The organism is Cellulomonas sp. EB106-03-03-XG116 (assembly GCF_058792015.1).
In genome coordinates this window covers 14,420-39,118 of record NZ_JBYTEP010000042.1, presented here as the reverse complement: position 1 = coordinate 39,118, position 24,699 = coordinate 14,420, and the positions used below count along the sequence as shown (strand labels likewise).

Sequence of the window (24,699 nt, the reverse complement as noted above, 5' to 3'; positions counted from 1 at the left end):
CGCTGCGGGGGCGTCACGCCTGCTCCGCCTCCGGGGCGGTGCCGGGGGTGCGGTCGCCGACGGGGCCGGCCGCGCCGTCGGACGGCACGTCGGAGGCCGGCACGTCGGAGGCCGGCACGTCGTCGGCCGGCACCTCGTCGGCCTCGCCGGCACCCGCGCCCGCCAGCGCCGCCAGCACGACCGCGCCGAGCTCGGTCACGTCGCCGGCGCCCACGGTCAGCACCAGGTCGCCGGGCGCGGCCGCGGCGGCCACGGCCCGCGCCGCCTCGTGCCGGTCCGCGACGAACCGCGCGCGCCCGGGCGTGGGCACCCGCTGCACGATCGTGTCGCCCGAGACCTCGGGGTCCGGGTCCTCGCGCGCCGCGTACACGTCGGTGACGACGACGGTGTCGGCGAGGTCGAGCGCCGCGCCGAACTCGGTCGCGAACGTCCGGGTGCGGGAGTACAGGTGCGGCTGGAACAGCACGTGCACCGCGCCGTCGCCGGCGACGCCCCGGGCGGTGCGCAGCAGCGCGGCGACCTCGGTCGGGTGGTGCGCGTAGTCGTCGACGACCCGCACGCCCGCCGCGGTGCCCCGGTCCTCGAACCGCCGGCCGGTGCCCCGGAACTCCCCCAGCCCGTCGGCGACGGCGGCCGGGTCGGCGCCCACGGCCCACGCCGCGAGGTAGGCGGCGGCGGCGTTCGCGGCGTTGTGCTCGCCGGGGACGGCGAGCGCGAGGTCGGCGCCGGGCACCTCGGCCGACCGGGAGGTGAGCGTGGTGCGCCAGGTGCCGCCCGCGGCGACCACCGGGCCGACGACGAGGTCCGGCCCGAGCTCGCCGATCGAGGCGTCCGTGCCGTAAGTGAGCACCCGCACCCCGCGCCGGGTCAGCCGCTCGCCGACCTCGGCCACCAGGCGCGCGGCGCCGGGGTCGTCGAGGCACGCGACCAGCGCGCCGCCGTCGAGCACCCGGTCGGCGAACGCCGCGAACGCGGCCTCGAACGCCTCGGTGGTGCCGTAGTGGTCCAGGTGGTCGGGCTCGACGTTCGTGACGATCGCGACCGCGGGCGCGTAGGCCAGGAACGAGCCGTCCGACTCGTCGGCCTCGGCCACGAACGCCTCGCCGGCGCCGGTCCGGTAGCCGGGGGTCGCGCCCTCGGGGGTCAGCACGGTGCCGCCGATCGCGTACGACGGGTCGAGCACGTCGTCCGCGCGGCCGGCCGCGGTCAGCGCCGTGGCCACCATCGCGGAGGTCGTCGTCTTGCCGTGCGCGCCGGCGACCGCGATGCCGATGCGGCCGGCCATGAGCGCGGCCAGCGCCTCGGAGCGGTGCAGCACCGGCAGGCCGCGCTCGCGCGCCCGGGCCAGCTCCGGGTTGGTCTCGCGGATGGCGCTCGACAGCACGACCGAGTCGACGTCCTCCACGTGCGCGGCGTCGTGGCCGACGTGCACGGTGACGCCCGCGGCGCGCAGGCCGTCCAGCGCCGGCCCCTCCTTGGCGTCGGAGCCCGAGACGGTCAGGCCGCGCGCGGCCAGCAGGCCGGCGACCGCGGACATGCCGGCGCCGCCGACGCCGACCAGGTGCACCCGGCCGAGGTCCGCCAGCGCGCCGACGGGCGCGGCACCGTCCCGCGGGCCGGACTCGCCCGAGCCCACTCCCGCGACGACGGGGGTCGCCACCGTGAGCGGCGCCGGGTCCGTGCCGCCGACCCCCGGCGCGTCGTCGTCCCCGGGCTCCTCGGGGCCGTCGACCCCGTCCGGCTCCGCACCGGCCGCCTCCGCCGCGACCCGCTCGGCCTCGGCCCGCTCGGCGGCGAGCCGGTCCTGCTCCGCGCGCTCGGCCCGCTCGGCCTCCTGCGCCGCCGCCCGCTCGGCCGCCGCGCGCTCCGCCTCGGCGCGCTCCGCCGCGAGCCGCTCGCCCTCGGCGAGCGCGTCCTCGACCAGGTCGGCGACCCGCCCGGCGGCGTCCGGCACGCCGACCCGCGCGGCCGCCGCGCCCATCTCCCGGCGCCGGTCGGCCGCCTCGGGCGCGAGCAGCGGCAGCAGGTTCGCCGCGATCCACTCCCCCGTCAGCGCCTCGTCCGCCACCAGCACGCCGCCGCCCTCGGCGACGACCGGCTGCGCGTTGAGCCGCTGCTCGCCGTTGCCGACCGGCAGCGGCACGTACACCGCGGGGATGCCGAGCGCCGCGAGCTCGCTCACGGTGCCCGCCCCGGACCGGCAGACCACGAGGTCGGCGACCGCCAGCGCCTGCTCCATCTCCGCCAGGTACTCGCGCACGTGGTACCGCTCCGCGCCGGGCACGCCGCGGACCGCCGCGCGCACGTCCTCGGCCTTGCCCCCGCCGGTGAGGTGCAGCACCTCGGCGCCGGTGGCGAGGATCGCGCGCGCCTGCGCGGCGACCGCGCGGTTCACGGACAGCGCGCCGAGCGAGCCGCCGGTGACCAGCAGCGTGACGCGCTCGGGGTCGAAGCCGAGCTCGGCCGCGGCGCGGCGCCGGGTCGCCTCGGCGTCCGCCGCGCGCTCCGCCAGCAGGTCGGCGATCTCCGGGCGCAGCGGCAGGCCGGTGACCTGCGCGCGCGGCAGCCGGGTCCCCGGGAACGTCACGGCGACGGCGACCGCGCGGCGCGCGCCCAGCCGGTTCGCGAGGCCCGCGCGGGCGTTCTGCTCGTGCACGACGACCGGCACGCCCCGCGACCGCGCGGCCAGGTAGGCGGGCGTGGACACGTACCCGCCGAAGCCGACGACCGCGCCGGCGCCGAGCTCGTCGATCGCGGCGCCCGCGGCGTCGACGGCCTCGCGCAGCAGCCGCGGCAGCCGCACCCAGTCCAGCGTGGGCCGGCGCGGGAGCGGGACCTTCGGCACCACGAACATCTCGAGCCCGCGCTCCGGCACCAGCCGCGCCTCCAGGCCCTCGGCGGTGCCCAGCGCGGCGACCCGCAGCTCGGGGTCCCGCGCGCGCAGCTCCTCCGCCACCGCCAGCAGCGGGTTCACGTGCCCGGCCGTGCCCCCGCCGGCGAGCAGGACCGCGCGCGGACGGGGCTCGGCGCCCTCCGCCGGGCCGGTGGGGGCGTCGGGTGCGGTCACGGTGTCCTCCGGGGTCACGGGCAGGCGGGTCGGGCGCGGCGGGTGGCCGCTCAGGTCGGGGTGGGGCGCGCGCGGTGCCGGGTCGCGGCGGCGCGGCGGCGGTCAGGCACGGGTGCGGCCGATCACGGCGAGCGACCGGCGCACGACGCTCGGCCGGGCGGCGAGCGCCTCCGCGGCGCCGGGCTCGGTGCGGGCGAACGAGATGACGACGCCGAGCGCGACGAGCGTGGTGATCAGCGCCGAGCCGCCCGCGGACACCAGCGGCAGCGGCACGCCGATGACCGGCAGCAGGCCGACGACCACGCCCATGTTCACCAGCGCCTGGCCGATGATCCACGCCGCGACGCCGCCGGTGACGATCTGGGCGAACGGGTCGCGGTGCCGGGCGATCACCCGGAACATCGCGAACGCCAGCACGCCGAACAGCGCGAGCACCAGGAGCGTGCCGATCAGGCCGAGCTCCTCGCCGATGATCGCGAAGATGAAGTCGTTGTGCGCCTCGGGCAGGTACGACCACTTCTCGCGGCTCTGGCCCAGGCCGAGCCCGAACCAGCCGCCGGTGGCCAGGGCCTGCATGCCGTGCATCGTCTGGTAGCAGCCCGCGGTGACGTCGCACTCGCCGGTGAACCAGTTCATGATCCGGTCGACGCGGCTCTGGCTGACCGTGGCGAGCAGCGCGACGCCCACGGCCGCCGCGATCCCGGCGCCCGCGAAGATCCGCATCGGCACCCCGGCGACGAACAGGGCGCCGGCCACCAGGATCAGCATGATGATCGCCGTGCCGAGGTCGTGGCCGAGCAGCACCATGCCGACGGCGCCGCCCGCGACCGGCAGCGCCGGGACCGCCGCGTGCTTCCAGTCGTCGAACAGCGGCTGCTTGCGCGCGAGGATCATCCCGAGCCAGACCACCAGGGCGAGCTTGAGCGCCTCCGAGGGCTGCGCGGAGAACCCGCCGACGAAGATCCAGCCGGTGTTGCCGCCCTTGCCGCGGCCGAGCGGCGTGTAGACGAGCAGCTGCGCGAACAGGCCGAGGCCGAGCAGCGGCCACGCGAGCTTGCGGTAGGTCCCCGGCCGGATCCGCGAGGCGAGCCACATGAGCGGCAGGCCCATCAGCGCGTACTGGGCCTGGCTGAAGAACACCGCGTACGGCGAGCCGCCGGAGGCCAGGGACTCGACCGACGACGACGACAGCACCATGACCAGCCCGAGGACGAGCAGCAGCATGCTGGCGCCCACGAGCAGGTAGTAGCTCGTGACCGCGCTGTTCCACTGCCCGAGGCGGGAGGGGGCGCGCGGCGTCGTGGCGCCGGGAGCCGGGGCGGCGGTCGTCTGGGCCACTCCGGGGTCACCCCCTCGGGTGCAGGGCGCGCACCTCGGCGGCGAACGCCTCGCCGCGGGCGGCGTACGAGGCGAACTGGTCCATCGAGGCGGACGCGGGTGCGAGCAGGACCGTGGTGCCGGCCGCGGCCCGGGTCTCCGCCAGGCGGCGGGCCTCGGACACGGCGCGGGACATCACGGACCCAGTGTCACCGGGATCCACGCGGACGACGGGGACCTGCGGCGCGTGTCGGGCGAGCGCGTCGGCGAGCGGCGCGGCGTCCACCCCGATGAGCACCACCGCGTGCAGCCGGTCCGCGCGCCAGGCGACGAGCTCGTCGAAGGTGGCGCCCTTGGCGAGGCCGCCGGCGACCCACACGACGCTGCCCTCGGCGAAGGACGCGAGGGAGGCGGCCGCGGCGTGCGCGTTGGTGGCCTTGGAGTCGTCGACGTACCGGACCCCGTCCAACTCGGCGACGGTGGCGATCCGGTGGGCCCCGGGCGCGTAGGCGCGCAGGCCCGCCCCGACGGCCTCGGGCGGCACGCCGTGCGCGAGCGCGAGCGCCGCGGCGGCCAGGGCGTTCTGCACCACGTGCGGCGCGAGCCCGTCCGGGCCGGCGAGGTGCGCCAGGTCGTCGAACGTCGCGAGCTCGGCGGCGTGCGTGTGCCGCAGCGCCGCGAACCCGCGGTCGACCAGCATCCGGTCGACCAGCCCGACCTGCCCGACCCCGGGCGAGCCGAGCGTGAACCCGACCGCCACCGCGCCGTCGGCCACCTCGGCCTCGCGGACCAGGTCCTCGGTCGTGCGGTCGGCCGCGTTGTACACGCAGGCGACCTCGACGCCGGTGTAGATCCGGCCCTTGTCGGCCGCGTACGCGTCGAGGGAGCCGTGCCAGTCGAGGTGGTCGGCGGCGACGTTGAGCACGGCCGCGGCCTGCGCGGCCATCGACTCGGTGTGGTGCAGCTGGAACGACGACAGCTCGACCGCCAGCACGTCGAACGCGGGGTCGGTCGCGGCGAGGACCACGGGGGTGCCGACGTTGCCGACCGCCGCGGTGCGCCGGCCCGCGGCCTGCAGCACGGACGCGAGCATCTCGACCGTCGTGGTCTTGCCGTTCGTGCCCGTCACGGCCAGCCAGGGCGCCGGGCCGTCGCCGGTGTCCCGGTCGACGCGCAGCCGCCAGGCCAGCTCGACCTCGCTCCACACCGGCACGCCGGCCGCGCGGGCGGCGGCGAGCAGCGGGTGGGCCGGCGGCCAGCCGGGCGAGGCGACGACCACGTCGGCCGCCGCGAGACCGTCCCCCGCGAGGAACGCGGCCACGTCGCGGACGTCGGCGTCCTCCGCCCGGTCGTCGACGGTCGTCACCCGGGCGCCGAGGCCGGCCAGCACGTCGCGCGCGGCCCGCCCGGACACGCCGAGCCCGGCGACGACGACCCGCGCCCGGCCCAGACCCTCGGCCCCACTCAGGTCGGCAACCACGGTCAGCCCGTCACCCACTCCGCGTAGAAGATCCCGATGCCCAGCGACACGAACAACCCGGCGATCAGCCAGAACCGGATCACGATCGTGACCTCGCCCCACCCCGACAGCTCGAAGTGGTGGTGCAGCGGCGCCATCTTGAACACCCGCTTGCCGGTCATCTTGAAGAAGCCGATCTGGATGACGTCCGACAGCACGATGATGACGAACAGGCCGCCGATGATCGCGGCGAGCACCTCGGTGCGGGTCACGATCGACATGCCGGCGAGCGCGCCGCCGAGGGCGAGCGACCCGGTGTCGCCCATGAAGATCTTGGCCGGGCTGGCGTTCCACCACAGGAAGCCGAAGCACGCGCCCGTGACGGCCGCGGCGACCACCGCCATGTCCAGCGGGTCGCGGGTGGCGTAGCACTTGAGGTTCTCCGCGAGCCCGCAGCGCTGGTTGAACTGCCAGACGCAGACGATGACGTACGCGCCGAACACGATCAGCGACGAGCCGGTGGCCAGGCCGTCGAGCCCGTCCGTGAGGTTCACGGCGTTCGACCAGGCGGTGATGAGGAAGTTCGCCCAGATCACGAACAGGATCGCGCCGATGGTCGCCCCGGCGAAGGCCAGGTCCAGGCCGGTGTCCCGGATGAACGAGATGCTGGTGGACGCCGGCGTGCGCAGCGTGGCGTCGGGGAACTGCAGCGCCAGCACCGCGAACGTGATGCCGACGAAGCCCTGGCCGACGATCTTCCACCGCGCCGACAGCCCGAGGCTGCGCTGCCGGGAGATCTTGATGTAGTCGTCGAGGAAGCCGACGACGCCCAGGCCGGTCATGAGGAACAGCACGAGCAGCGCGGACGCGCTCGGCAGGTTCCCGGTGACCAGGGCCGCGACGCCGAACCCGACCAGCGTGGCCCCGATGATGACGACGCCGCCCATGGTCGGCGTCCCGCGCTTCGTGTAGTGCGCGGTCGGACCGTCCTGGCGGATGAACTGGCCGTACTGCTTGGTGACCAGGAAGTTGATGAACAGCGGGGTGGCGAGCAGCGCGACGACCATCGCGACGCCGCCGGCGACGAGGACGGAGATCATGCCCGCACCCCCGCGTCCGTCAGCAGGTCGCCCAGGCGCCACAGGCCGGCGCCGTTCGACGCCTTGAGCAGCACCACGTCGCCCGCGCGCAGCTCCCGCTCGAGGAACGCGGTCGCCGCGTCGACGTCGTCGACCATGACGACCTCGTCGCCCCAGGAGCCCTCGCGCTGCGCCCCGGCGAAGATGCCGAGCGCGCCGGACCCGACCACGACGGTCAGGCCGACGTTCAGCCGCACCACCTGGAGGCCGATCGCCTCGTGCTCGCGGCGCGCGTCCTCGCCGAGCTCCATCATCTCGCCGAGCACGGCCACCGACCGGCGCTCGCGCCCCGCGACCACCGCGAGCGCGCGCAGCGCGGCCCGCATCGAGTCGGGGTTGGCGTTGTAGGAGTCGTCGATGACCGTGATCCCGTCCGGGCGGTCCACGACGTGCATCCGGTGCGGGCTGATCGCGTCCGCGGCGGACAGGCCGGCCGCGACGTCCGCGAGCGGCAGCCCGACGGCCAGCGCGGCAGCGGCCGCGCCGAGCGCGTTGTGCACGTGGTGCTCCCCCACCAGCCGCAGGGTGACCTCGGCGGTCTCCCGCGAGTCGTCGCCCTCGACCGGCGGCACCCGCCCGGCGTCCAGCGTGAACGCGGCGCGGCCGGCGCGGTCGACCCGCAGGCCCACCGCGCGCACGTCGGCACCCGTGGTCGTGCCGAACGTCGCGACGGCGGCCGGCGCCTGCGACGCCATCGCCAGCACCCGCGGGTCGTCCGCGTTGAGCACCGCGACGCCGTCCGGGGCCAGCCCGGCGACGAGCTCGGCCTTGGCGCGGGCCACGGCCTCGATCCCGCCGAAGCCCTCGAGGTGCGCGTGGCCCACGACCAGCACCACCGCGACGTCGGGCGGCGCGATGTCCGTCAGGTAGGTCAGGTGCCCGATCCCGGACGCGCCCATCTCGAGCACGAGGAACCGGGTCTGCTCGTCGGCGCGCAGCACCGTCAGGGGCAGGCCGATCTCGTTGTTGAAGGACTTCTCCGGCGCGACCGTGGGCCCGGCGGCGGCGCACAGCTGCGCCAGCAGGTCCTTGGTGGTGGTCTTGCCGACCGAGCCGGTGACGCCGACGACCCGCAGGTCCGTGCCGCCGGGCTCGACCGCCGCCTCGCGCAGCCGCTCGAGCACCACGCGGGCCAGGTCGCCGAGCGCCTTCTCGACGTCGTCGACCACGACGACCGGCAGCGCCGTCGGGCCGCCGTCGTCCGGGCCGTCCTGCGTGACCGGGCGCGAGCCGAGCACCAGCGTCGCGCCCGCGCGCACCGCGGCGGGCGCGAAGTCGTGGCCGTCCGCGTGCTCGCCGGGCAGCGCCACGAACAGCGAGCCGGGCTCGACCTGCCGCGAGTCGACCACGACCGGGCCGGTCACGACCGTGGCCGGGTCCAGGTCCTCGGGGTGCAGGCGCCCGCCGGTCGCCGCGGCCACCTCGGCCGCCGTCATCGCGATCACGCGGTCTGCTCCTGCGCCTCGCGCGCCGCGAGGGCGGCGTCCGCCGCGCGCAGCACGTCGCGGTCGTTGTACCGGTGGAAGACCCCGGCGATCTCCTGGGTCGGCTCGTGGCCCTTGCCCGTGATGATGATGGTGTCCAGCTCCGTCGCGAGGTCGAGGGCGTCGTGGATGGCCTGGGTGCGGCTGACGGCCTCGTGCACGTCGGCCAGCGCGGGGCGCTCCTCGCGCACCCCGTCCAGGATGGCGGCCCGGATGGACGCGGGGTCCTCCGAGCGCGGGTTCTCGTCGGTCACGACCAGCACGTCCGCGAGCCGGGCGGCGATCCGGCCCATGAGGGGCCGCTTGCCGCGGTCGCGGTCGCCGTCGGACCCGAAGACGATGACCAGCCGGCCCGGCGTGATCGGCCGCACGGCCTCCAGCGCCAGGACCAGGGCGTCCGGGGTGTGCGCGTAGTCGACCAGGCACAGCGGGCGCGGGCCGGCGCCGCCGCGACGCTCGATCACGCGCTCCATCCGGCCGGGCACGCCCGAGGCGGTGCCGACGGCGTCGATCGCGACGTCCAGCGGCACGCCGGCTCGGTGCGCGAGCACGATCGCCAGCGCGGCGTTCGACACGTTGACCAGGCCCGGCAGCGGGCTCGCGGCGCGGTGCTCCGCGCCGTCCGGGCCGCGCAGCGTGAAGGTGGAGCCCACGCCGTCCAGGCCGACGTCGGCCTGGGTCACGGCCCAGTCGGCCGTCTCCCCCTCCGGTGCGCCGACGTGCGTCGCCACCGTGTCGACGGGGATCTCGGCCTCCGCGGCCAGCCGGCGGCCCCACTCGTCGTCGACCACGACGACGCCGCGGCGCGCGTGGTCCTGCCGGAACAGCTGGGCCTTGGCTCGGAAGTAGCCCTCCATGTCGCCGTGGAAGTCCAGGTGGTCGCGCTGCAGGTTGGTGAACCCCGCGACGTCGAGCTCCAGGCCGTTCATCCGGCCGAGCGCGAGCGCGTGCGAGGACACCTCCATGGCGGCGGCGGTCGCGCCGACCTCCAGGCCGCGCGCCAGGATCGACTGCACCACCGGCGCCTCGACCGTGGTGCGGGGGCTCTCGATGGCCTCGTCGCCGATCTTCAGCTCGACCGTGCCCATGACGATCGTCCGCTCGTGCTGCCGGCGCAGCGCGGCCTCGACTAAGTACATGGTCGTGGTCTTGCCGTTGGTGCCGGTCACGCCCACGGTGGTCAGGCGGCGCCCGGGGTGCTCGTGCAGCGCGGCGGCCAGGACGCCGGCCACGGCGCGCGGGTCGTCGGTCACCAGCACCGGGAGGGCCCGGACCGCGTCGTCGGCGGACGCGGCCAGCACCTCGGCGCCGGCCCGGTCCGTGACGACCGCCACGGCGCCGGCCGCCGCGGCCTGCGCCGCGTGGGTCGCGCCGTGGGTGTGCGCGCCGGGCACGGCGACGAACAGGTCGCCCGGGAGGGCGTCGCCGCTCGCCACGGTGACCCCGGAGGTCGTGAGGTCCGCCGGCAGCGCCGCACCGGCCCTGACGAGCCCGAACGCGTCGGCGAGGTCGGCGACCCGGCGGCTGTGGGGGTGCTCCGGCCGCAGCCGGCCCTGCGGGGACGTCATAGGGAGAATCTACCGCGAGGCCCGCGGGCCCCCGCGACCGGAGCGGCCGGGCGGGCGCCCGCGGGGGCGGCGGTGCAGGTGGCGCGCACGGGGCTCACCACGTGGTCGGGAAGAGCTGCGGCTGCGTCCCGCTGGGGGCGATGCCGAGCTCGGTGAGCGCGTAGCCGGCGACGTCGGAGAACACGGGCGCGGCCACGGTGCCGCCCCACTCGGACGTCCGCGGGTTGTGCAGGATCACGCTGACGGCGATCGCCGGGTCGTCCGCGGGGGCGACGCCGATGAACGACGCGGTGATGCCCTGGGTGCCGTCGGCGGCCCAGGCCTGGGCGGTGCCGGTCTTGCCGGCCACCCGGTAGCCCGGGATCGCCGCCGCGGAGCCCGTGCCCTCGTCGACCGCGCTCTCCATCATGGTGAGCACCGTCTGCGCGGTCTCCGGCGAGACCACCTGGGTCGCCTCGGCGGCCTGCGACGGGGTGTAGGTGCCGTCCGGCTCGGTCCAGCCCTTGACCAGGTGCGGGGTGACCCGGACGCCGCCGTTGGCGATCGTCGCGAACACGTCCGTCGCCTGCAGCGCGGTCACCGACAGGCCCTGGCCGAACAGGACGGCGTACTTGGTGCGGCCGTCCCACTTGTCGGCGTCGCGCAGGACGCCGGACTGCTCGGCCGGCAGCTCGATCCCGGTCTTGGTGCCGAAGCCGAACTTCGCCAGGTAGTCGTGCCGCACCTGCTCGGGCAGGTCCTGGCCGATCATCACGGTGCCGGTGTTCGACGACTCGGCGAGGATGCCGGTCGTCGTCAGCTGCATGCCGGCGTGCTCGTGGGAGTCCTTGAACGTCTGCCCGTTGGACGTCGTGTAGTTGTACGGGACCGTGTACTGCTCGAGCGGGTCGGTGATGCCGGTCTCGATCGCCGCGGCCATCGTGATGATCTTCGCGGTCGAGCCCGGCTCGAACACGTCGGACACCGCGCTCGACCCGCCCCACAGCGTGTCGTCCGCGCCGGGGTCGTTGGGGTCGACGGTGCGCGACTCGGCCATCGCGAGCACCTCGCCGGTCTTGACCGAGGTCATCACGATCGTGCCGGAGTCCGAGCCGGTCTTCGCGACCTGCTGCTCGATGGCCTGCTGGGCCTTCCACTGGATGTCCGAGTTGATCGTCAGCTGCACGCTGCGGCCGTCGGTCGCGGCGGTCGACTCCTCGAACCCGCCCGGGATCTGCTGGCCGCCGCGGCCCCGCTCGTACGTCGTCTCCCCGGGCGTGCCCGACAGGTCGGCGTCGAGCGTCGCCTCCAGGCCCTGGGCGCCGTCGCCCTCCGAGTTGACCCAGCCGAGCAGGTTGCCCGCCAGGTTCCCGTTCGGGTAGACGCGCTCGGCCACCTGCTCCGAGGTGATGCCGTTGATCCGCAGCTCGCGGACCGCCTGCCACACCTCGGGCAGCACGTTCTTGGCGACGTACTTGTAGCCGGCGTCGCCGTCGAGCGTCGCGCCCAGCTCGGCCGCGTTCACCCCGAGGATCGGCGCCATCAGCTGCGCGGCACCGGCCGCGCCCGAGTAGCTCTGGCCGTCCTCCGTCGTCGACCAGGTCTTGAGCAGGCGCTGGTTCACCACGATGTCGTAGCGGTCGACCGAGGTCGCGAGCACCTCGCCCTCGCTGTCGGTGATCGTGCCGCGCGCCGCGACGAGCTGGGAGGTGGTCAGGCGGCTGGTCAGCGCCTCCGCCGCGATGGCGTCGCCGCCCACGCCCTGCAGCCACAGCAGCCGGCCGGAGAACACGGTGAGCAGCAGCGCCACGACGACGACCAGCACCGTCCGGCGACGGTCCAGCATCGCGACGCTCGGGCCGCCCGGGCCGGGCGACCACGGACCGCGGGGGCCGCGCTGGGTCGGGACCCCGGGCGCCGGGCGCCGGGCGGGTGCCCGCACCGGGCGGGCGGGCGCGGCCGTGCGCCGGGTGGTGGGCGTGCTCACTGCCCGGCCCCGACGTCGCCCTGCACCGTCCCGTCCGACAGCCGCAGCCACCCGGTCGACCCGGCGGGCACCATGCCGAGCGCGGTGGCGCTCTCGGCGAGCTTCGCGGGCGCCTTGTTGGCGTCCAGCTCGGCGGAGAGCGACTGCTCGTCGCGCGCCAGCTGGGCGAGCTCGACGTCCATCGAGCGCTGCTCGTACGCGCCGGCCGCGAGCTGCGTGTTCAGCAGCAGCGCCGCCAGGAGCGCGCCCGCCAGGATCGCCATGCAGGTGACGACGAACGGCACGTGGGTGCGGGCCTGCGCCGGCGGGCGGACCAGCCGGAGCCGCGGCCGCTCCGGGGCGGACCGGGGCGCGTCGGACGGGCGGGGGCGGACGCGCGGTGCGCGGACGACCTGCTCGGCGCTCATGCGGTTCTCCTCGGTCCGTTCGGGGTGCGGGGCGTACGGGGGCTGCGGCTGCGGTCCGGGCGGCGGGCGCCCGGACCGCCGGTACTGCCGGCGTCGCCCGGGGCGGGGCGCAGGTGCTCGGGCGTGGGGCGCAGCCGCTCGGCGGCGCGCAGCCGCACGGACTGCGAGCGCGGGTTGCGGGCGAGCTCGGCGGCGTCCGCCTCCTCCGCACCGCGGGTGAGCAGCCGCAGGTAGGGCGCGTGCGTGTCCGGGACCACCGGGAGCCCGGGCGGGGCGCTGATCTCCGCGCCCGCGGCGAACGCGCGCTTCACCAGGCGGTCCTCGAGCGACTGGTAGGCCTCGACGACGATCCGGCCGCCGACCACCAGGGACTCGACGGCCGCCGGGATCGCACGGGCCAGCACCGCCAGCTCGTCGTTCACCTCGATCCGCAGCGCCTGGAAGGTGCGCTTGGCCGGGTTGCCGCCGGTCTGCCGGGCCGCCGCGGGGATGCCCGCCCGGACCAGGTCGACCAGCTCGGAGGTCCGCTCCAGCGGGGCCTTCTCGCGCGCCTGCACGATGCGGCGGGCGATCCGGCCGGCGAACCGCTCCTCGCCGTACTCGCGCAGCACCCGGACGAGGTCGGCCTCGTCGTAGGTGTTGAGCACCTCGGCGGCCGTGCGGCCGCGCGTCGGGTCCATCCGCATGTCGAGCGGCGCGTCCTGCGCGTAGGCGAAGCCGCGCTCGGCCTCGTCCAGCTGCAGCGAGGACACGCCCAGGTCCATCAGCACGCCCTGCACGCCCGGCAGGCCCAGGTCCTCGACGACGTCGGGGATCTCGTCGTAGACCGCGTGCACCGGGGTGAACCGGTCGCCGAACGGCGCGAGCCGCGCCGAGGCCAGCCGGAGCGCCTGCGGGTCGCGGTCGATGCCGACGACCCGCACGTGCGGCAGCGCGGCGAGCACGCCCTCCGTGTGGCCGCCCATCCCGAGGGTCGCGTCGACCAGGACCGAGCCCGGCTCGGCGAGGGCGGGGGCGAGCAGGTCGATGCAGCGCTGCAGCAGCACCGGGAGGTGGCGGGAGGCGGCGTCGCGCTCCGGGCGGGCGGGCTGGTCGGGCAGCTCGGGCGCGTCGGGCACGGGGGTCTCCTTCCTCCGGGGTGGTGCGGCTGGGCGGTGCTGCGGGGTGGTGCTGCGGTGGTGCTTCGTGGGGCACGGGGGTGGTCGGGCGGCCCCTCCGCCGTCCGACCAGATCCCCCACCGGCCCTCTGACGCCGGGGAAGTGCGTCAGAGCTGCCGGGGGGAGGTCTCGCCGGGCGGTGGTGCTGGGTGGTGCGGGTGGTACGGGTGGTGCGGGTCGTGCAGGGACGTGCGGGTCAGAAGGCGCCGGGGAAGACCTCCTCCGCCGTCTCGGCGTACCCGGCCTCCTGCTCCGCCAGGTACGTCTCCCACGCCTGCAGGTCCCAGACCTCGACCCGGGTGCCGGCGCCGATCACGGCGACGTCCCGGTCGAGCCCCGCGTAGGAGCGCAGCATCGGGGGGATCGAGATGCGCCCCTGCTTGTCGGGCGTCTCGTCCGAGGCGCCCGACAGGAACACGCGGAGGTAGTCGCGGGCCTGCTTGCTGGTCACGGGGGCCTGGCGCAGCTTGTCGTGCATCCGCGCGAACTCGTCGAGCGGCAGCAGGAACAGGCAGCGGTCCTGGCCCCGGGTCATGACCAGACCCTGGGCGAGCTGGGGGCGGAACTTGGCCGGGAGGATCAGCCGCCCCTTCTCGTCCAGCTTCGGGGTGTGCGTCCCGAGGAAAGGCACGGAGGAGCCGAGCCCGGCCAGCGCCTGCTCGAACCCCACGTCGCCCACCTCCCCCGGACTGCGCGCACGGGCACCCCTCGGCACCCGATGGCTCCACGGTACTCCACTTCACTCCACCCGCGCGGAGGGAATGCGTGGCGGGCGGGTGAAGTTCCTGCGTCCTCGCAGGTCAGCGCGGGTGGAGCGGGGTGGAGGGTCGGAGGGCGCCGGCGGGGCGCGGCGGGTCGGGCGGGCGGTCTCGGCGTCCCGCGCGCCCGTCGCCCCTCCCCCGGCGTCTCCGCAGGTCAGACGGGGTTACGGCGCGCTCGGACCCGCCGCGCGTGCCCGCCCGGGGAGGAGGGTGGAGGACCCCGGGGCGTCCCGGGTGGGGAGAAGTGGGGAGTCCGGGTGCACGTTCACCTCCCGCCCGCCGTCGGCGCCGCTTAGGCTTCCCCCAGTCGACCGAGGGGGTCCCCATGCCCGTAGCAGTGCCCGGCGCGTCCGCGATGGACGAGCTCATCACCGTGACGGACCGGATGCGCGCGAGCATCGCCCGCGTGGTCACCGGCCGCCCGGAGCTGGTCCGCACCGCCGTCGCGGTCCTGCTCGCCGAGGGGCACCTGCTGCTCGAGGACGTGCCCGGCGTCGGCAAGACGACGCTGGCCAAGGCGCTCGCCCGCACGATCGACTGCACCGTCGGCCGCGTGCAGTTCACGCCCGACCTGCTGCCGAGCGACCTGACGGGCGTGACGATCTACCGCGCCGCCACCCAGGAGTTCGAGTTCCGACCCGGCCCGGTGTTCTCGAACATCGTGATCGGCGACGAGATCAACCGCGCCTCCCCCAAGACGCAGTCGGCGCTGCTGGAGTCCATGCAGGAGGCGCAGGTCACCGTCGACGGCACCTCGTACCCGCTGCCCCGGCCGTTCCTGGTCGTCGCCACGCAGAACCCGGTCGAGATGGAGGGCACCTACCCGCTGCCGGAGGCGCAGCGCGACCGGTTCATGGCCCGGCTCACCGTCGGCTACCCGAGCGCCGAGGCCGAGCTCGCGATGCTGGACACCCAGGAGACCTCGGACCCGCTGGCGCACGTCACGCCCGTCACCGACGCCGAGCAGGTGACCCGCCTCATCGACGCCACCCGGCACCTGTACGCGTCGTCCGCCGTGAAGCAGTACGTCGTCGACCTCGTCTCCGGCACCCGCGACGACCCGGCCCTGCGGCTCGGCGCCTCGCCGCGCGCGGCGATCCAGCTGCTCCGCGCGGCCAAGGGCCTCGCCGCCGTCGACGGCCGGGACCACGTGCTCCCCGACGACGTGCAGCAGCTCGCCGAGCCGGTGCTCGCGCACCGCGTCATCCTCAGCGCCGAGTCGCGGCTGTCCGGGCGCAGCGGCCAGGACGTGATCGGCGACCTGGTCGCCCGCGTGGCCGTCCCCGCGCCGGCCCGCACCGCGGTGCGCGACCGGACCGCGGCGGGCTGATGCGCCTGCGCCCGACCCGACGCGGCGTGGGCCTCGTGGTCCTCGGCCTGGCCGTGGGCGCGACCGGCACCGCCTTCGGGTCGACCGACCTGCTGACGATCGGCACGCTGCCGGTGCTGCTCGTGGTGCTCGGGATGCTCGCGGTCGGCGTCGTCGACCCCGGCCGCGGCCAGGGCCTGCGCACCCGCCGCACCGTCCAGCCCGACCCGGTGCACGTCGGGCGCACCGCCGACGTGCAGGTCGAGGTCGGGCTCGCGCGCGGCGCGTCCCGGGCGCGGCTGACCGACCTCCAGCTGCGCGAGCAGGCCGCCGTCGAGCTGTCGGGCGGCCGGCCGCTGCGCGCCACCGTCGCGCGCGAGCCGCGCGCCGTCCGGCTGCGCTACCCCGTGCAGGCGACCCGGCGCGGCCGGTGGGCGCTCGGCCCGCTCGTCGTGACCCGCACCGACCCGTTCGGCGTCGCCCGGGTGCGGGCCACCCTCGGCGCGCGCGAGACCGTCACCGTGTGGCCGTCGGTCGTCGACCTGCCGGTCCCGCGCGAGCTGCTGGTCGCCGAGCCCGAGCGGTCCGTCGTCGGCGCCCGGTCCCCCGCTCCCGACGACGCCGCGCTCCGCGACTACCGGGTCGGCGACGACCTGCGCCGCGTGCACTGGCCCAGCAGCGCCCGCCGCGGCGAGCTGGTCGTCCGGTCCGACGAGCGGGCCGGCATGCGCCCGGTCACCGTGCTGCTGGACCAGCCCGCGCCCGGCGAGGCCCTCGAGTGGTGCATCTCGCTGGCCGCCTCCGTCGCGCTCGCGACCCACGGCGCCGGCCACCCCACCCACCTGCTGACCGGCACCGCGGCCGACGACCCGCACGCCGCGCGGCTGGAGGCGCCCGGGCGGCAGCAGCTGCTGGACTCGACCGTCGACCTGGCCGGGCAGCCCGACGCCGCCGCGGCGGAGGCCGCTCTGCTCGCCGAGATCCGCGGGCTCGACGACGCGGACGGCGGGTCGGGGCTGGTGATCGCGGTGCTCGGCCCCCAGGGCCCCGCCGGCCGCGCCGCGCTCGCCGGCGTGAGCCAGACCCGCCCGGGCTGGGCCCTGGTCCGCGGCTCGGACGACGACGAGAACGCGACCGCGACGGCCCGCCAGCTGCGCCGCGCCGGGTGGCGCGTCGTGCAGGCCGAGCCCGGGGCCGACCTCGAGGCGACCTGGTGGCGGCTCACGGGCGGCGCGGCGTGAGCGGCGGTGCGGCCCTGCGCCGCGGCTGGCGATCCCCCGCTGCCACCGCCCTGACCGCCGTCGCGACCTGCACCGCGCTCGGCTCGCTGTCCGGGCTGCTCACCGGGGGGACCTGGGTGCTGCACGCGGTGCTCGCGGTCGCCGGCGCCGCGCTCGTCGTGGGCGGCACCCGCAGCCTCACCCGGTCCACCTGGCTGCCGTCGCTCGTCGGGCTGGTGGTCTCCGCGTACGCGCTGCTCGCCTTCTACGCCACGCCCCCGGGCGGCAACCCGCTGCTCGTGGGGCCGGGCACGATCCGGCACACCGGCCAGCTCCTGCAGCAGGCCGCCCAGCTCATCGAGACCTCGGTCGTGCCGATGGCGGTGTGGCCGCCCGTCGAGCTCATCCTCGTCGCGGCGGCGGTCCTGGTGTTCCTCGCGGCCGACCTGCTCGCGGTCGGCTGCGGCATGCCCGCGCTCACCGGCATCGCGTACGTCGCCATGTGGACCCCGGCCGTCGTCCTCGGCTTCCCCGGGAGCACCTGGGCGCTCGCCGCGACCGGGTTCTGCTACCTGCTGCTGCTGGCGCTCGCGCAGCCGCCGGTGTCGCGCGACCGCACCGGGCGGCGCGCCGGGGTCGTGCTGGCCGGCGCCGCGGGGCTCGTCGCCGTGACGCTCGCCGCCGGCCCCGCCGTGTCCGCCGTGCCCGCGTGGTCGTGGGTCGACCTGCCGGACGTCGGCACCGGCGCCGTCGGCCCGGTCCGGCTCGCCGACGACCTCGACCTGCGCGAGAGCCTCCGCGACCAGTCGTCGCAGGTGGTGCTCAGCTACACCGTCCAGCGCGTGGACGAGGAGGCCGAGGGCCCCGCCGCCACCGCCTCGCTGATCGGGCCGCTGCGGTCCTTCACGCTGCGCGACTTCGACGGCCGGTCCTGGCAGCGCGAGCCCGCCGACGACCTGGCCGAGTGGGACCCGGAGGGGCTGCTCGCCTCCGACCCGTCCCTGGTGGGTGCCGCCCCCGACGGCGCCCGCGGCACCCTCACCGACGTCCAGGTGCGGATCGGCGCGCTGCGCGAGCAGCGCCTGCCCGTGAGCACGTTCCCGCGCACCGTGCAGATCGACGGCCCGTGGACCTACGACGCCGCCCGGGACGAGGTGGTCAGCCGCAGCCGCACCGAGGCCGGCAGCGGCTACGAGATGCTCGTCGAGGTCCCCGACCTCAGCCCGGACCTGCTGCGCGCCGCGACCGGCGACGTGCCGGAGGACGTGCAGACCTACCTCGAGGTCCCCGGGACCGAGCACGCCGACGACCTGCGCGACCTCGCCGTCGAGCTCACCGCCGGGGCCGCCACCCCCTACGACCAGGCGCTCGCCCTGCAGACGTACTTCCGGGACGGCACCCAGTTCCGGTACGACACCTCGATCGAGCCCGGCGACAGCGACGACGCCGTCTGGGACTTCCTGCAGAGCCGGCGCGGGTACTGCGTCCAGTTCGCGACGTCCATGACGGTCCTCGCGCGCACCCTCGGCATCCCCGCGCGGCTCGGGGTCGGCTTCCTCCCCGGCGAGCTCGGCACCGACCGCACGTACCGGGTCACCGGCGCCGACGCGCACGCCTGGCCCGAGCTCTACTTCCCCGGCACCGGCTGGGTCCGGTTCGAGCCGACGCCCGCGGTGCAGACGGGCCCGCCGCCGTCCTGGAGCAACCCGTTCAGCGCCGCCGCCCCGACGACCGCCCCGACCGCCGGCGCCCCGCAGACCACCAGCACCCCGAGCGCCGCCGCGACCACCGCCGCCCCGCAGGACCAGGGCGGGCTGCCGGGCGTCGTCGCGAACCCGCGTACGCGCGGACCGCTGATCGCCGTGGTCGCCCTGCTGGTCGTGGCGACCGCCCTCGCCGCCGTGCTGGCGATGCGCCGACGTCGCCGGCCGGCGCTCCGGCTCGCGCCCGAGGTCGCCTGGCGCCGGCTCCGCGACCGGCTCCGGCGCGCGGGCATCACGTGGCCCGACTCCCGCACCCCGAGGCAGGCGGTGGCGGCGATCCGGTCCCAGGTCGTGGCGCGCCGCGGCCGCCCGCTCAGCCCCGAGGCCGACCGCGCGCTGGTGGCGCTGGCGGCCGCGCTGGAGCGCGAGCGCTACGCCCCCGACCCGGTGGACGACGACCCGGAGGAGCTCCATGCGTGGGTCGCGGCCGTGCTGACCGACGTGAGCACCCGCGCCCCGGGCGACCGCCCGGCGGCGGGCAGGCGCCCGGCCGAGGCCTGAGCCGTCCCCGCCGGCCGCGCCGACGCGTCGAGATCGGCGGTTCGCCGCGAGATCGGTGGTTCAACGTACCGATCTCGGTCCGGAGTACCGATCTCGCGGCCGACGGCGTCGCGGGCGAGCGTCCTGGGCGTCCGCGAGCGGCGGCGCGCGAGAAGACCGTGCACGACCGGGCCGCGCGGCGGCACGCCGCGGGCCCGCCCCTGACCGGAGCGGGCCCGGGTGCGTCGGCGCCGTGGGTCAGGCGGGCGTGATCGGGGTCGTCAGCGACCCTGGTCGCGCCGCTTGTCCCAGCGGTCCTCCATCCGGGACATGAAGCCCTTCTTGGCCTTGGGGGCCGCAGGGCGCGGTGCGGTGCTGCCGTCGGCCCGGACGACGCCGACCGGCCCGCCACCGCGACGCGGACGCGTGAACGCGATCGCGACGGAGGCGAACATGACGACGAAGCCCAGCACGCCGAGCCACACCTCGGACGCCGCAGCGCCCACCACCAGGAGCAGCAGCCCCACGACGGCACCGATGCCGCCCAGGACGTACCGCAGGACCGGCTTTCGTCCACGCGATGTCAGCGTGTTCGCGAGCCGGGGATCATCAGACGTGAGCTGACGCTCCATCTGCTCCAGTACACGTTGTTCGTACTCGGAGAGAGGCATTCCAACCCCCGTGCTCCGCCGTCGGGACTTTCTTCACCTCAGGATAGATGGCCGTCGGCGAAGTCGGAAGTCGAGCGCTCCCCCGCGGCGGGTGACCCTGCCGACACCTCGCGCGCGGAACGCCCCACGGCGGGGGTCCCGGCGCCGATCGCGGCCCGCCCGAACCGGGCGCGGACGAGGTCCATCGCCCGCTCCGCCTCGCGCCGGGCGTCGGGGTCGGAACCGGTGACCTCGTCGAGCGTGGGCTGCCGGATGACGTCCGCGGCCGGCATCAGGCCCTCGGCACGCACGCCGACGAGCCGAACCGGCAGCCCGCCGAGGTCCGCGGCGGCGAGGAGGTCGCGTGCCACGAGGTAGAGCTCGCGCCCGACGTCGGTCGGCTGCGCCAGCGTCCGGGACCGGCTGAGCGTCCGGAAGTCCGAGGTGCGGATCTTCACGGCGACGGTCCGGGCCACGAGCCGCTGCGCGCGCAGCCGACCCGCGCACCGGTCGGCCAGCTCGAGCGCCTTGCTCTCCACGACCCGCATGTCCCGGACGTCGACGGCGAAGGTCTCCTCCGCGCCGATGCTCTTCTCCTCGCGCCCCGGGGTCACGGGACGCGGGTCCCGCCCCCAGGAGAGGTCGTGCAGGTGCGCGCCCGCGACCTTGCCGACCGCCCGCTGGACCACGGCGACGTCGCTGTCGGCGAGCTCGGCCACGGTGCGGATGCCCCAGCGCTCGAGCGCCGCGGCCGTCCGCTCGCCGACGCCCCACAGCGCGCCGACCGGCAGCACCCGGAGGAAGTCGACGGTCGCGGCCCTCGGCACGAGCAGCACGCCGTCCGGCTTCGCGTGCCCGGAGGCGAGCTTGGCCACGAACTTGGTGGCGCCGATGCCGACGGAGCAGGTGATGCCGTGCTGCGCCTGGACCCGCTCGCGGATGAGCGCGGCGATGCGGGTCGGGCTGCCGAGCCGGCGCCGGGCGCCGCTCACGTCGAGGAACGCCTCGTCGACGCTGACCTGCTCGACGATCGAGGTCACGTCGTGGAGGATCCGCATGACGCTGCGGGACACCTCGGTGTAGGCGGCGTGGTCGGGCGGGACGACGATCGCCTGCGGGCACCGGCGCAGGGCGACCGCCATCGGCATCGCCGAGTGCACCCCGAACGCGCGGGCCTCGTACGTCGCGGCGAGCACCACGGACCGCTCCGAGCCGCCGACGATCACCGGCTTGCCCCGCAGGTGCGGCCGCCGCGCGAGCTCGACGGAGGCGAAGAACGCGTCCATGTCGACGTGCAGGATCGAGCACCCGTCCTCCTCGGTGCCCCAGTCGCGCTTCGCGTCCTGCGACCGCGGGCCACGGCTCATCCGGCGCGCGCCGCCTCGACCTCGACCGCCGCGCTCTCGAGCTCGGCGCGGACCAGGTCCAGGAAGTCCTCCGCGTGGCACAGCACCTGCTCGGCGCGCTCCGCGGACACGGCGTCGAACCGCCCGGCGTCCACCGCGGCCCGCAGGCCCGCGCCCGCGGCGAAGTAGGCGGACCAGCGGCCCATCTCCGGGGCGACCCGGTCGAGCAGCTCCCACACCGTGCGCGGCCCGCGGCGCGCCGACAGCGGCTGCCGCTCGGCGAGCACCGCGGCCCCGGCCCGCAGGGCGGCGAGGTGCGCGTGCGTGAACTGCTCCCAGGGCTCCGAGGAGAACTGCGCGGCGACGAGCTCCGCGTCCGCGCGCTGCAGCAGCTCGGCGGTGCGGCCCGACAGCCCGGGCGCGGCACTCCGCAGGGCACGAAGGGTCTTGACCGGCATCGCGCACCTCCCTCTCTCGACAGTCCCAGTATCGAACACCTGTTCGAACGCGTCAACCCGTACGGTGGGCGGATGGCGTCCCGTGGCCGGTCCGGCCGATCCAGCAGGTCGGACAGGGCCACCCGGGCCTCCCGGCCTGACCCAGAGTCCCACCGACCACCGACACGCGGCGGGCGCAGCGGCTCCGCCGCACCCGGGCAGCCGTGGCCCGACGGCCCCGTGCCCATCGCCACCGGCACCGCGGAGGTCCGGCGCTCCCCCGACGACCCGGACGCGGCGACCCTCCTCGTGAACGGCGTGCCGAGCTCGCACCTCGACCTGGCCGACCCCGAGCGCCTCGACTTCGAGTACATGCAGCAGATGGCGGCGGTGCTCGACCACCTCCCCGCCGGGGACGGGCCGTTCCGCGCGGTGCACCTGGGCGCCGCCGGCTGCGCGATGGCGCGGTGGGCGCACGCCCGGTTCCCCGGCGCCCGGCAGGTCGCGGTCGACCTCGACCCGGTCCTGGTCGCCCTGGTCCGCGACTGGTTCGACCTGCCGCGGTCCCCCGCCCTGCGCCTGCGCGCCGGCGAGGCGCGTGCGGAGCTCGGCACGCTCCCGGACGCGAGCGCGGACGCGGTCGTGCGCGACGTGTTCGCCGGCGACCGCACCCCGGCGCACGTGACCACCGAGGAGTTCGCGCGGGACGTCGCGCGGGTGCTGCGACCCAGCGGCGTCTACCTCGCGAACTGCGCCGACCGCCCGCCGCTCGCGCTCGCGCGCGCCGAGGCGGCCACGATCGGGGCCGTGTTCCGGCACGTCGGCGTGGTCGCCGAGCCCGCGGTGCTGCGCGGCCGGCGGTACGGGAACCTCGTGCTCGTCGGCACGGACGACCCCGCGCTGCTCGCGGACGCGGGGCTGGCGCGCGACCTGCGGTCGCTGCCGGTGCCCGCGCGGCTGCTGGTCGACGAGGAGCTCGCGGCGTTCGTCGGACGCGCCGCCCCGCTGCGCGACGCCGCACCCGAGCTGGAGCCGGAGCCGGAGCCCGGCGCCTGAGGCGGAGCACGCCCCGCCGCACGCACCGCCGCACGCACTGCACCCCCGACCCCCCGCACGACCGGGTCGCCACCGGCCGGAGCCGACCCCCGAGGCCGACCCCGGCGCCGCCCCACCGCGCCGCCCCCAGGACGCGGACGAGGCCGCACCCCCCGGAGGGGATGCGGCCTCGTCGTGCGGACTGCCCGCGGGGGGCGACCGGAGTCAGATCAGAGCGGGCGGACCTTCTCCGCCTGCGGGCCCTTCGGGCCCTGGGTGATCTCGAACTCGACGCGCTGGCCCTCCTCGAGCGAGCGGTAGCCCTGGGAGTCGATGGCCGAGTAGTGCACGAAGACGTCGGCGCCGCCGCCGTCCTGGGCGATGAAGCCGTAGCCCTTCTCGGCGTTGAACCACTTGACAGCACCCTGTGCCATGTTCTTGTCCTTCTGTCCATCCGGTGACGGTGCCGGGAACTCCCCGGACCGTGCCGCAATGCCTATCCCGCGTCCTGCACCGGGTGGACCAGCCGGATGGCTGGAAGGTGCCGCGCGGGCGCCCCCGGAGGGGGCCCGACCGGCGCCGGTCAAGCGTCAGTACGTCACTGCAACACGGCGATCCTCTCACGCAGGTCATCGCGACGCCACGGTTCTTCAACGCCCGATGCGACGTCGATCACAACGATCCGGTCACGAGCCGATCACAGGACGACCACCCCGACCGACCGGTCGGGAGGGGTTCAGACCGCCAGCCCCGGGTGGGCCCGGCGCGCGCCGCGGCGGCCGAGGAGCATCGCGGCGACGCCGAGCACCCACGGCACGGCCACCCAGGCGAACGCCGCCCGGAATGCCGCGAGGTCCCGCGCGCCGGCGCCGGCGCCCCCCGACGCCGCGTCGAGCACGACCCCCACGACCAGCATCGTCGCGAGCGCCCCGACGAACCCGCCGGTGTTGACGAACCCGGTGGCGGTCCCCAGGCGCCGCGGCGGCGTGCAGGACCGCGCCACGTCGAAGGCCACCAGGGACGTCGGGCCGCCGACGGCCACGACGACCACGAACAGGCACAGCACCGCGTACGGCACCGGCGCCGTGGGCAGGGTGACCGACAGCCACGCCAGGCCGATCGCCGCGGACGTGCCGAGCGCGAGGGGCATCCGGGCGCGCGGGTGCCGGCCCACGACGACGCCGATCACCGGTCCGGCGACCACCGCCGCGACCACGTTGAGCGTGAGCAGCGCGCTCGCCTCACCCGGCGTGCGGCCCTGGCCCTCGACGAAGAACGCGAACCCCCACAGCAGCACGACGACGTGGTTGCTGAACTGGCCCGAGAAGTGCATCCAGAACGCCAGCCGCGCGCCGGGGTCGCGCAGCACCGCGCGCAGCGCACCGGGCTCCCGCGGCGCGCGGGCCCGGGCGGGCCGCCACCGCCGGCGCAGCAGGCCGACCCGCCACCACGGCGCGGGCGCCGACGCGGCACCCGCGGCGAGGGCCGCCGCGACCCCGGGCTCCGCGGCCTGCCCCGCGGGCGCGTCCCCCGCGAGCGCCCCGGCGGGCCCGTCGGTCTCCGCCGGCGCGTCCCGCACGACGGCCAGCACCGCGATGGTCGCCACCACGCCCACGGCCGCGACGGACAGGAAGGTCGTGCGCCAGCCCTCGGCGTGCAGCAGCGCGACGACGGGGACCGCCGAGAGCACCTGCCCCAGCTGGCCGAGGCTCCCGGTGAGCTGGGTCATCACCGGCACGCGCCGCGCGGCGAACCACGCCGGCACCAGCCGCACCACGGAGACGAACGTGAGCGCGTCCCCCGCGCCGACCAGCACGCGCCCCGCGAGCACCCAGCCGGCGGACGGCGCGAGCGCGAGCACGGTCTGCCCGAGCGCCATCCCGGCCGCGCCGGAGGCCACGAGCACCCGCGGCCCGTACCGGTCGAGCAGGACGCCGACGGGGACCTGCAGCAGCGCGTAGACGACGAGCTGCGCCACGGCCATCGTCGCCAGCAGGGCGGACGAGACGCCGAACAGGTCGGTGACCTCGAGCGTGGCGACGCCCAGCGACGACCGGTTCATGATCGCGACGACGTACGCGCCGACCGCGACGGACCAGACGAGCAGGGCGCGGCGGTCGGAGGTCACGTGCA

19 protein-coding genes are annotated in these 24,699 nt (G+C 76.5%); 4 read left to right on the top strand and 15 right to left on the bottom strand.

Annotation, left to right across the window (positions count from 1 at the left end):
• Nucleotides 1-13: 13 nt before the first annotated feature.
• From murC to mraZ, 10 genes are all read right to left on the bottom strand, one after another.
• A complete protein-coding gene (gene murC / locus AC3WUG_RS14720) occupies nt 14-3,067 on the bottom strand; it encodes a UDP-N-acetylmuramate--L-alanine ligase (protein ID WP_492328358.1) in 3,054 nt (1,017 codons plus the stop codon).
• Between the two features lie 102 nt (nt 3,068-3,169).
• Nucleotides 3,170-4,405: a putative lipid II flippase FtsW gene (gene ftsW, locus AC3WUG_RS14715; protein WP_492328357.1), complete on the bottom strand. Its 1,236-nt coding sequence runs from the start codon at nt 4,403-4,405 to the stop codon at nt 3,170-3,172.
• A 7-nt stretch (nt 4,406-4,412) separates the two neighbouring features.
• Nucleotides 4,413-5,864 carry a UDP-N-acetylmuramoyl-L-alanine--D-glutamate ligase gene (murD, locus tag AC3WUG_RS14710; protein WP_492328356.1) on the bottom strand — a complete coding sequence of 484 codons (1,452 nt, stop codon included), beginning with the start codon at nt 5,862-5,864 and terminating at the stop codon, nt 4,413-4,415.
• Nucleotides 5,865-5,866: 2 nt separating this feature from the next.
• Nucleotides 5,867-6,943, bottom strand: a complete 1,077-nt coding sequence (gene mraY, locus AC3WUG_RS14705; protein ID WP_492328355.1) for a phospho-N-acetylmuramoyl-pentapeptide-transferase — start codon at nt 6,941-6,943, stop codon at nt 5,867-5,869.
• Nucleotides 6,940-8,427: a UDP-N-acetylmuramoyl-tripeptide--D-alanyl-D-alanine ligase gene (locus AC3WUG_RS14700; protein ID WP_492328354.1), complete on the bottom strand. Its 1,488-nt coding sequence runs from the start codon at nt 8,425-8,427 to the stop codon at nt 6,940-6,942. Before AC3WUG_RS14700 ends, mraY begins: the two co-directional genes overlap by 4 nt.
• Nucleotides 8,424-10,034: a UDP-N-acetylmuramoyl-L-alanyl-D-glutamate--2,6-diaminopimelate ligase gene (locus AC3WUG_RS14695; protein WP_492328353.1), complete on the bottom strand. Its 1,611-nt coding sequence runs from the start codon at nt 10,032-10,034 to the stop codon at nt 8,424-8,426. Before AC3WUG_RS14695 ends, AC3WUG_RS14700 begins: the two co-directional genes overlap by 4 nt.
• A 94-nt stretch (nt 10,035-10,128) precedes the next feature.
• Nucleotides 10,129-11,859, bottom strand: a complete 1,731-nt coding sequence (locus AC3WUG_RS14690) for a peptidoglycan D,D-transpeptidase FtsI family protein (protein ID WP_492328352.1) — start codon at nt 11,857-11,859, stop codon at nt 10,129-10,131.
• Between the two features lie 137 nt (nt 11,860-11,996).
• Nucleotides 11,997-12,407 carry a cell division protein FtsL gene (ftsL, locus tag AC3WUG_RS14685; RefSeq protein WP_492328351.1) on the bottom strand — a complete coding sequence of 137 codons (411 nt, stop codon included), beginning with the start codon at nt 12,405-12,407 and terminating at the stop codon, nt 11,997-11,999.
• Nucleotides 12,404-13,525 carry a 16S rRNA (cytosine(1402)-N(4))-methyltransferase RsmH gene (rsmH, locus tag AC3WUG_RS14680; RefSeq protein WP_492328350.1) on the bottom strand — a complete coding sequence of 374 codons (1,122 nt, stop codon included), beginning with the start codon at nt 13,523-13,525 and terminating at the stop codon, nt 12,404-12,406. Before rsmH ends, ftsL begins: the two co-directional genes overlap by 4 nt.
• Nucleotides 13,526-13,761: 236 nt before the next feature.
• Nucleotides 13,762-14,196 carry a division/cell wall cluster transcriptional repressor MraZ gene (gene mraZ, locus AC3WUG_RS14675; protein ID WP_147796856.1) on the bottom strand — a complete coding sequence of 145 codons (435 nt, stop codon included), beginning with the start codon at nt 14,194-14,196 and terminating at the stop codon, nt 13,762-13,764.
• Nucleotides 14,197-14,651: 455 nt separating this feature from the next.
• On the opposite strand from mraZ, the gene AC3WUG_RS14670 reads away from it, so the two are divergent.
• The 3 genes from AC3WUG_RS14670 to AC3WUG_RS14660 are packed head-to-tail and all read left to right on the top strand — an operon-like array spanning nt 14,652 to nt 19,119.
• Nucleotides 14,652-15,656 carry an AAA family ATPase gene (locus AC3WUG_RS14670; RefSeq protein ID WP_492328349.1) on the top strand — a complete coding sequence of 335 codons (1,005 nt, stop codon included), beginning with the start codon at nt 14,652-14,654 and terminating at the stop codon, nt 15,654-15,656.
• A gap of 26 nt (nt 15,657-15,682) precedes the next feature.
• Nucleotides 15,683-16,876: a DUF58 domain-containing protein gene (locus AC3WUG_RS14665; protein ID WP_492328348.1), complete on the top strand. Its 1,194-nt coding sequence runs from the start codon at nt 15,683-15,685 to the stop codon at nt 16,874-16,876.
• Nucleotides 16,849-19,119 (top strand): transglutaminase TgpA family protein, encoded by a 2,271-nt coding sequence (locus AC3WUG_RS14660; RefSeq protein WP_492328347.1) that lies wholly within the window; start codon nt 16,849-16,851, stop codon nt 19,117-19,119. The genes AC3WUG_RS14665 and AC3WUG_RS14660 overlap by 28 nt, the downstream gene beginning before the upstream one ends.
• Nucleotides 19,120-19,379: 260 nt before the next feature.
• Here AC3WUG_RS14660 and AC3WUG_RS14655 read toward each other — a convergent pair whose 3' ends face one another.
• The 3 genes from AC3WUG_RS14655 to AC3WUG_RS14645 are packed head-to-tail and all read right to left on the bottom strand — an operon-like array spanning nt 19,380 to nt 21,552.
• Complete coding sequence (locus AC3WUG_RS14655; RefSeq protein ID WP_147793791.1) at nt 19,380-19,769, bottom strand: SCO2097 family morphological protein; 390 nt, start codon at nt 19,767-19,769, stop codon at nt 19,380-19,382.
• A gap of 38 nt (nt 19,770-19,807) precedes the next feature.
• Nucleotides 19,808-21,115, bottom strand: a complete 1,308-nt coding sequence (dinB, locus tag AC3WUG_RS14650; protein ID WP_492328346.1) for a DNA polymerase IV — start codon at nt 21,113-21,115, stop codon at nt 19,808-19,810.
• Complete coding sequence (locus AC3WUG_RS14645) at nt 21,112-21,552, bottom strand: SAV_6107 family HEPN domain-containing protein (RefSeq protein ID WP_217614641.1); 441 nt, start codon at nt 21,550-21,552, stop codon at nt 21,112-21,114. The genes dinB and AC3WUG_RS14645 overlap by 4 nt, the downstream gene beginning before the upstream one ends.
• A gap of 219 nt (nt 21,553-21,771) precedes the next feature.
• Here AC3WUG_RS14645 and AC3WUG_RS14640 point away from each other — a divergent pair, with 219 nt between their 5' ends.
• Entirely contained in the window at nt 21,772-22,587 is an 816-nt protein-coding gene (locus tag AC3WUG_RS14640; RefSeq protein ID WP_492328345.1) for a spermidine synthase, read from the top strand.
• Between the two features lie 209 nt (nt 22,588-22,796).
• Here AC3WUG_RS14640 and AC3WUG_RS14635 read toward each other — a convergent pair whose 3' ends face one another.
• Together AC3WUG_RS14635 and AC3WUG_RS14630 are read right to left on the bottom strand one after the other, a co-directional pair.
• Nucleotides 22,797-23,000 carry a cold-shock protein gene (locus AC3WUG_RS14635; protein WP_146833414.1) on the bottom strand — a complete coding sequence of 68 codons (204 nt, stop codon included), beginning with the start codon at nt 22,998-23,000 and terminating at the stop codon, nt 22,797-22,799.
• Nucleotides 23,001-23,302: 302 nt separating this feature from the next.
• On the bottom strand, nt 23,303-24,694 hold the full coding sequence (locus AC3WUG_RS14630; RefSeq protein ID WP_492328344.1) for an MFS transporter: 1,392 nt from the start codon (nt 24,692-24,694) through the stop codon (nt 23,303-23,305).
• Nucleotides 24,695-24,699: the final 5 nt, after the last annotated feature.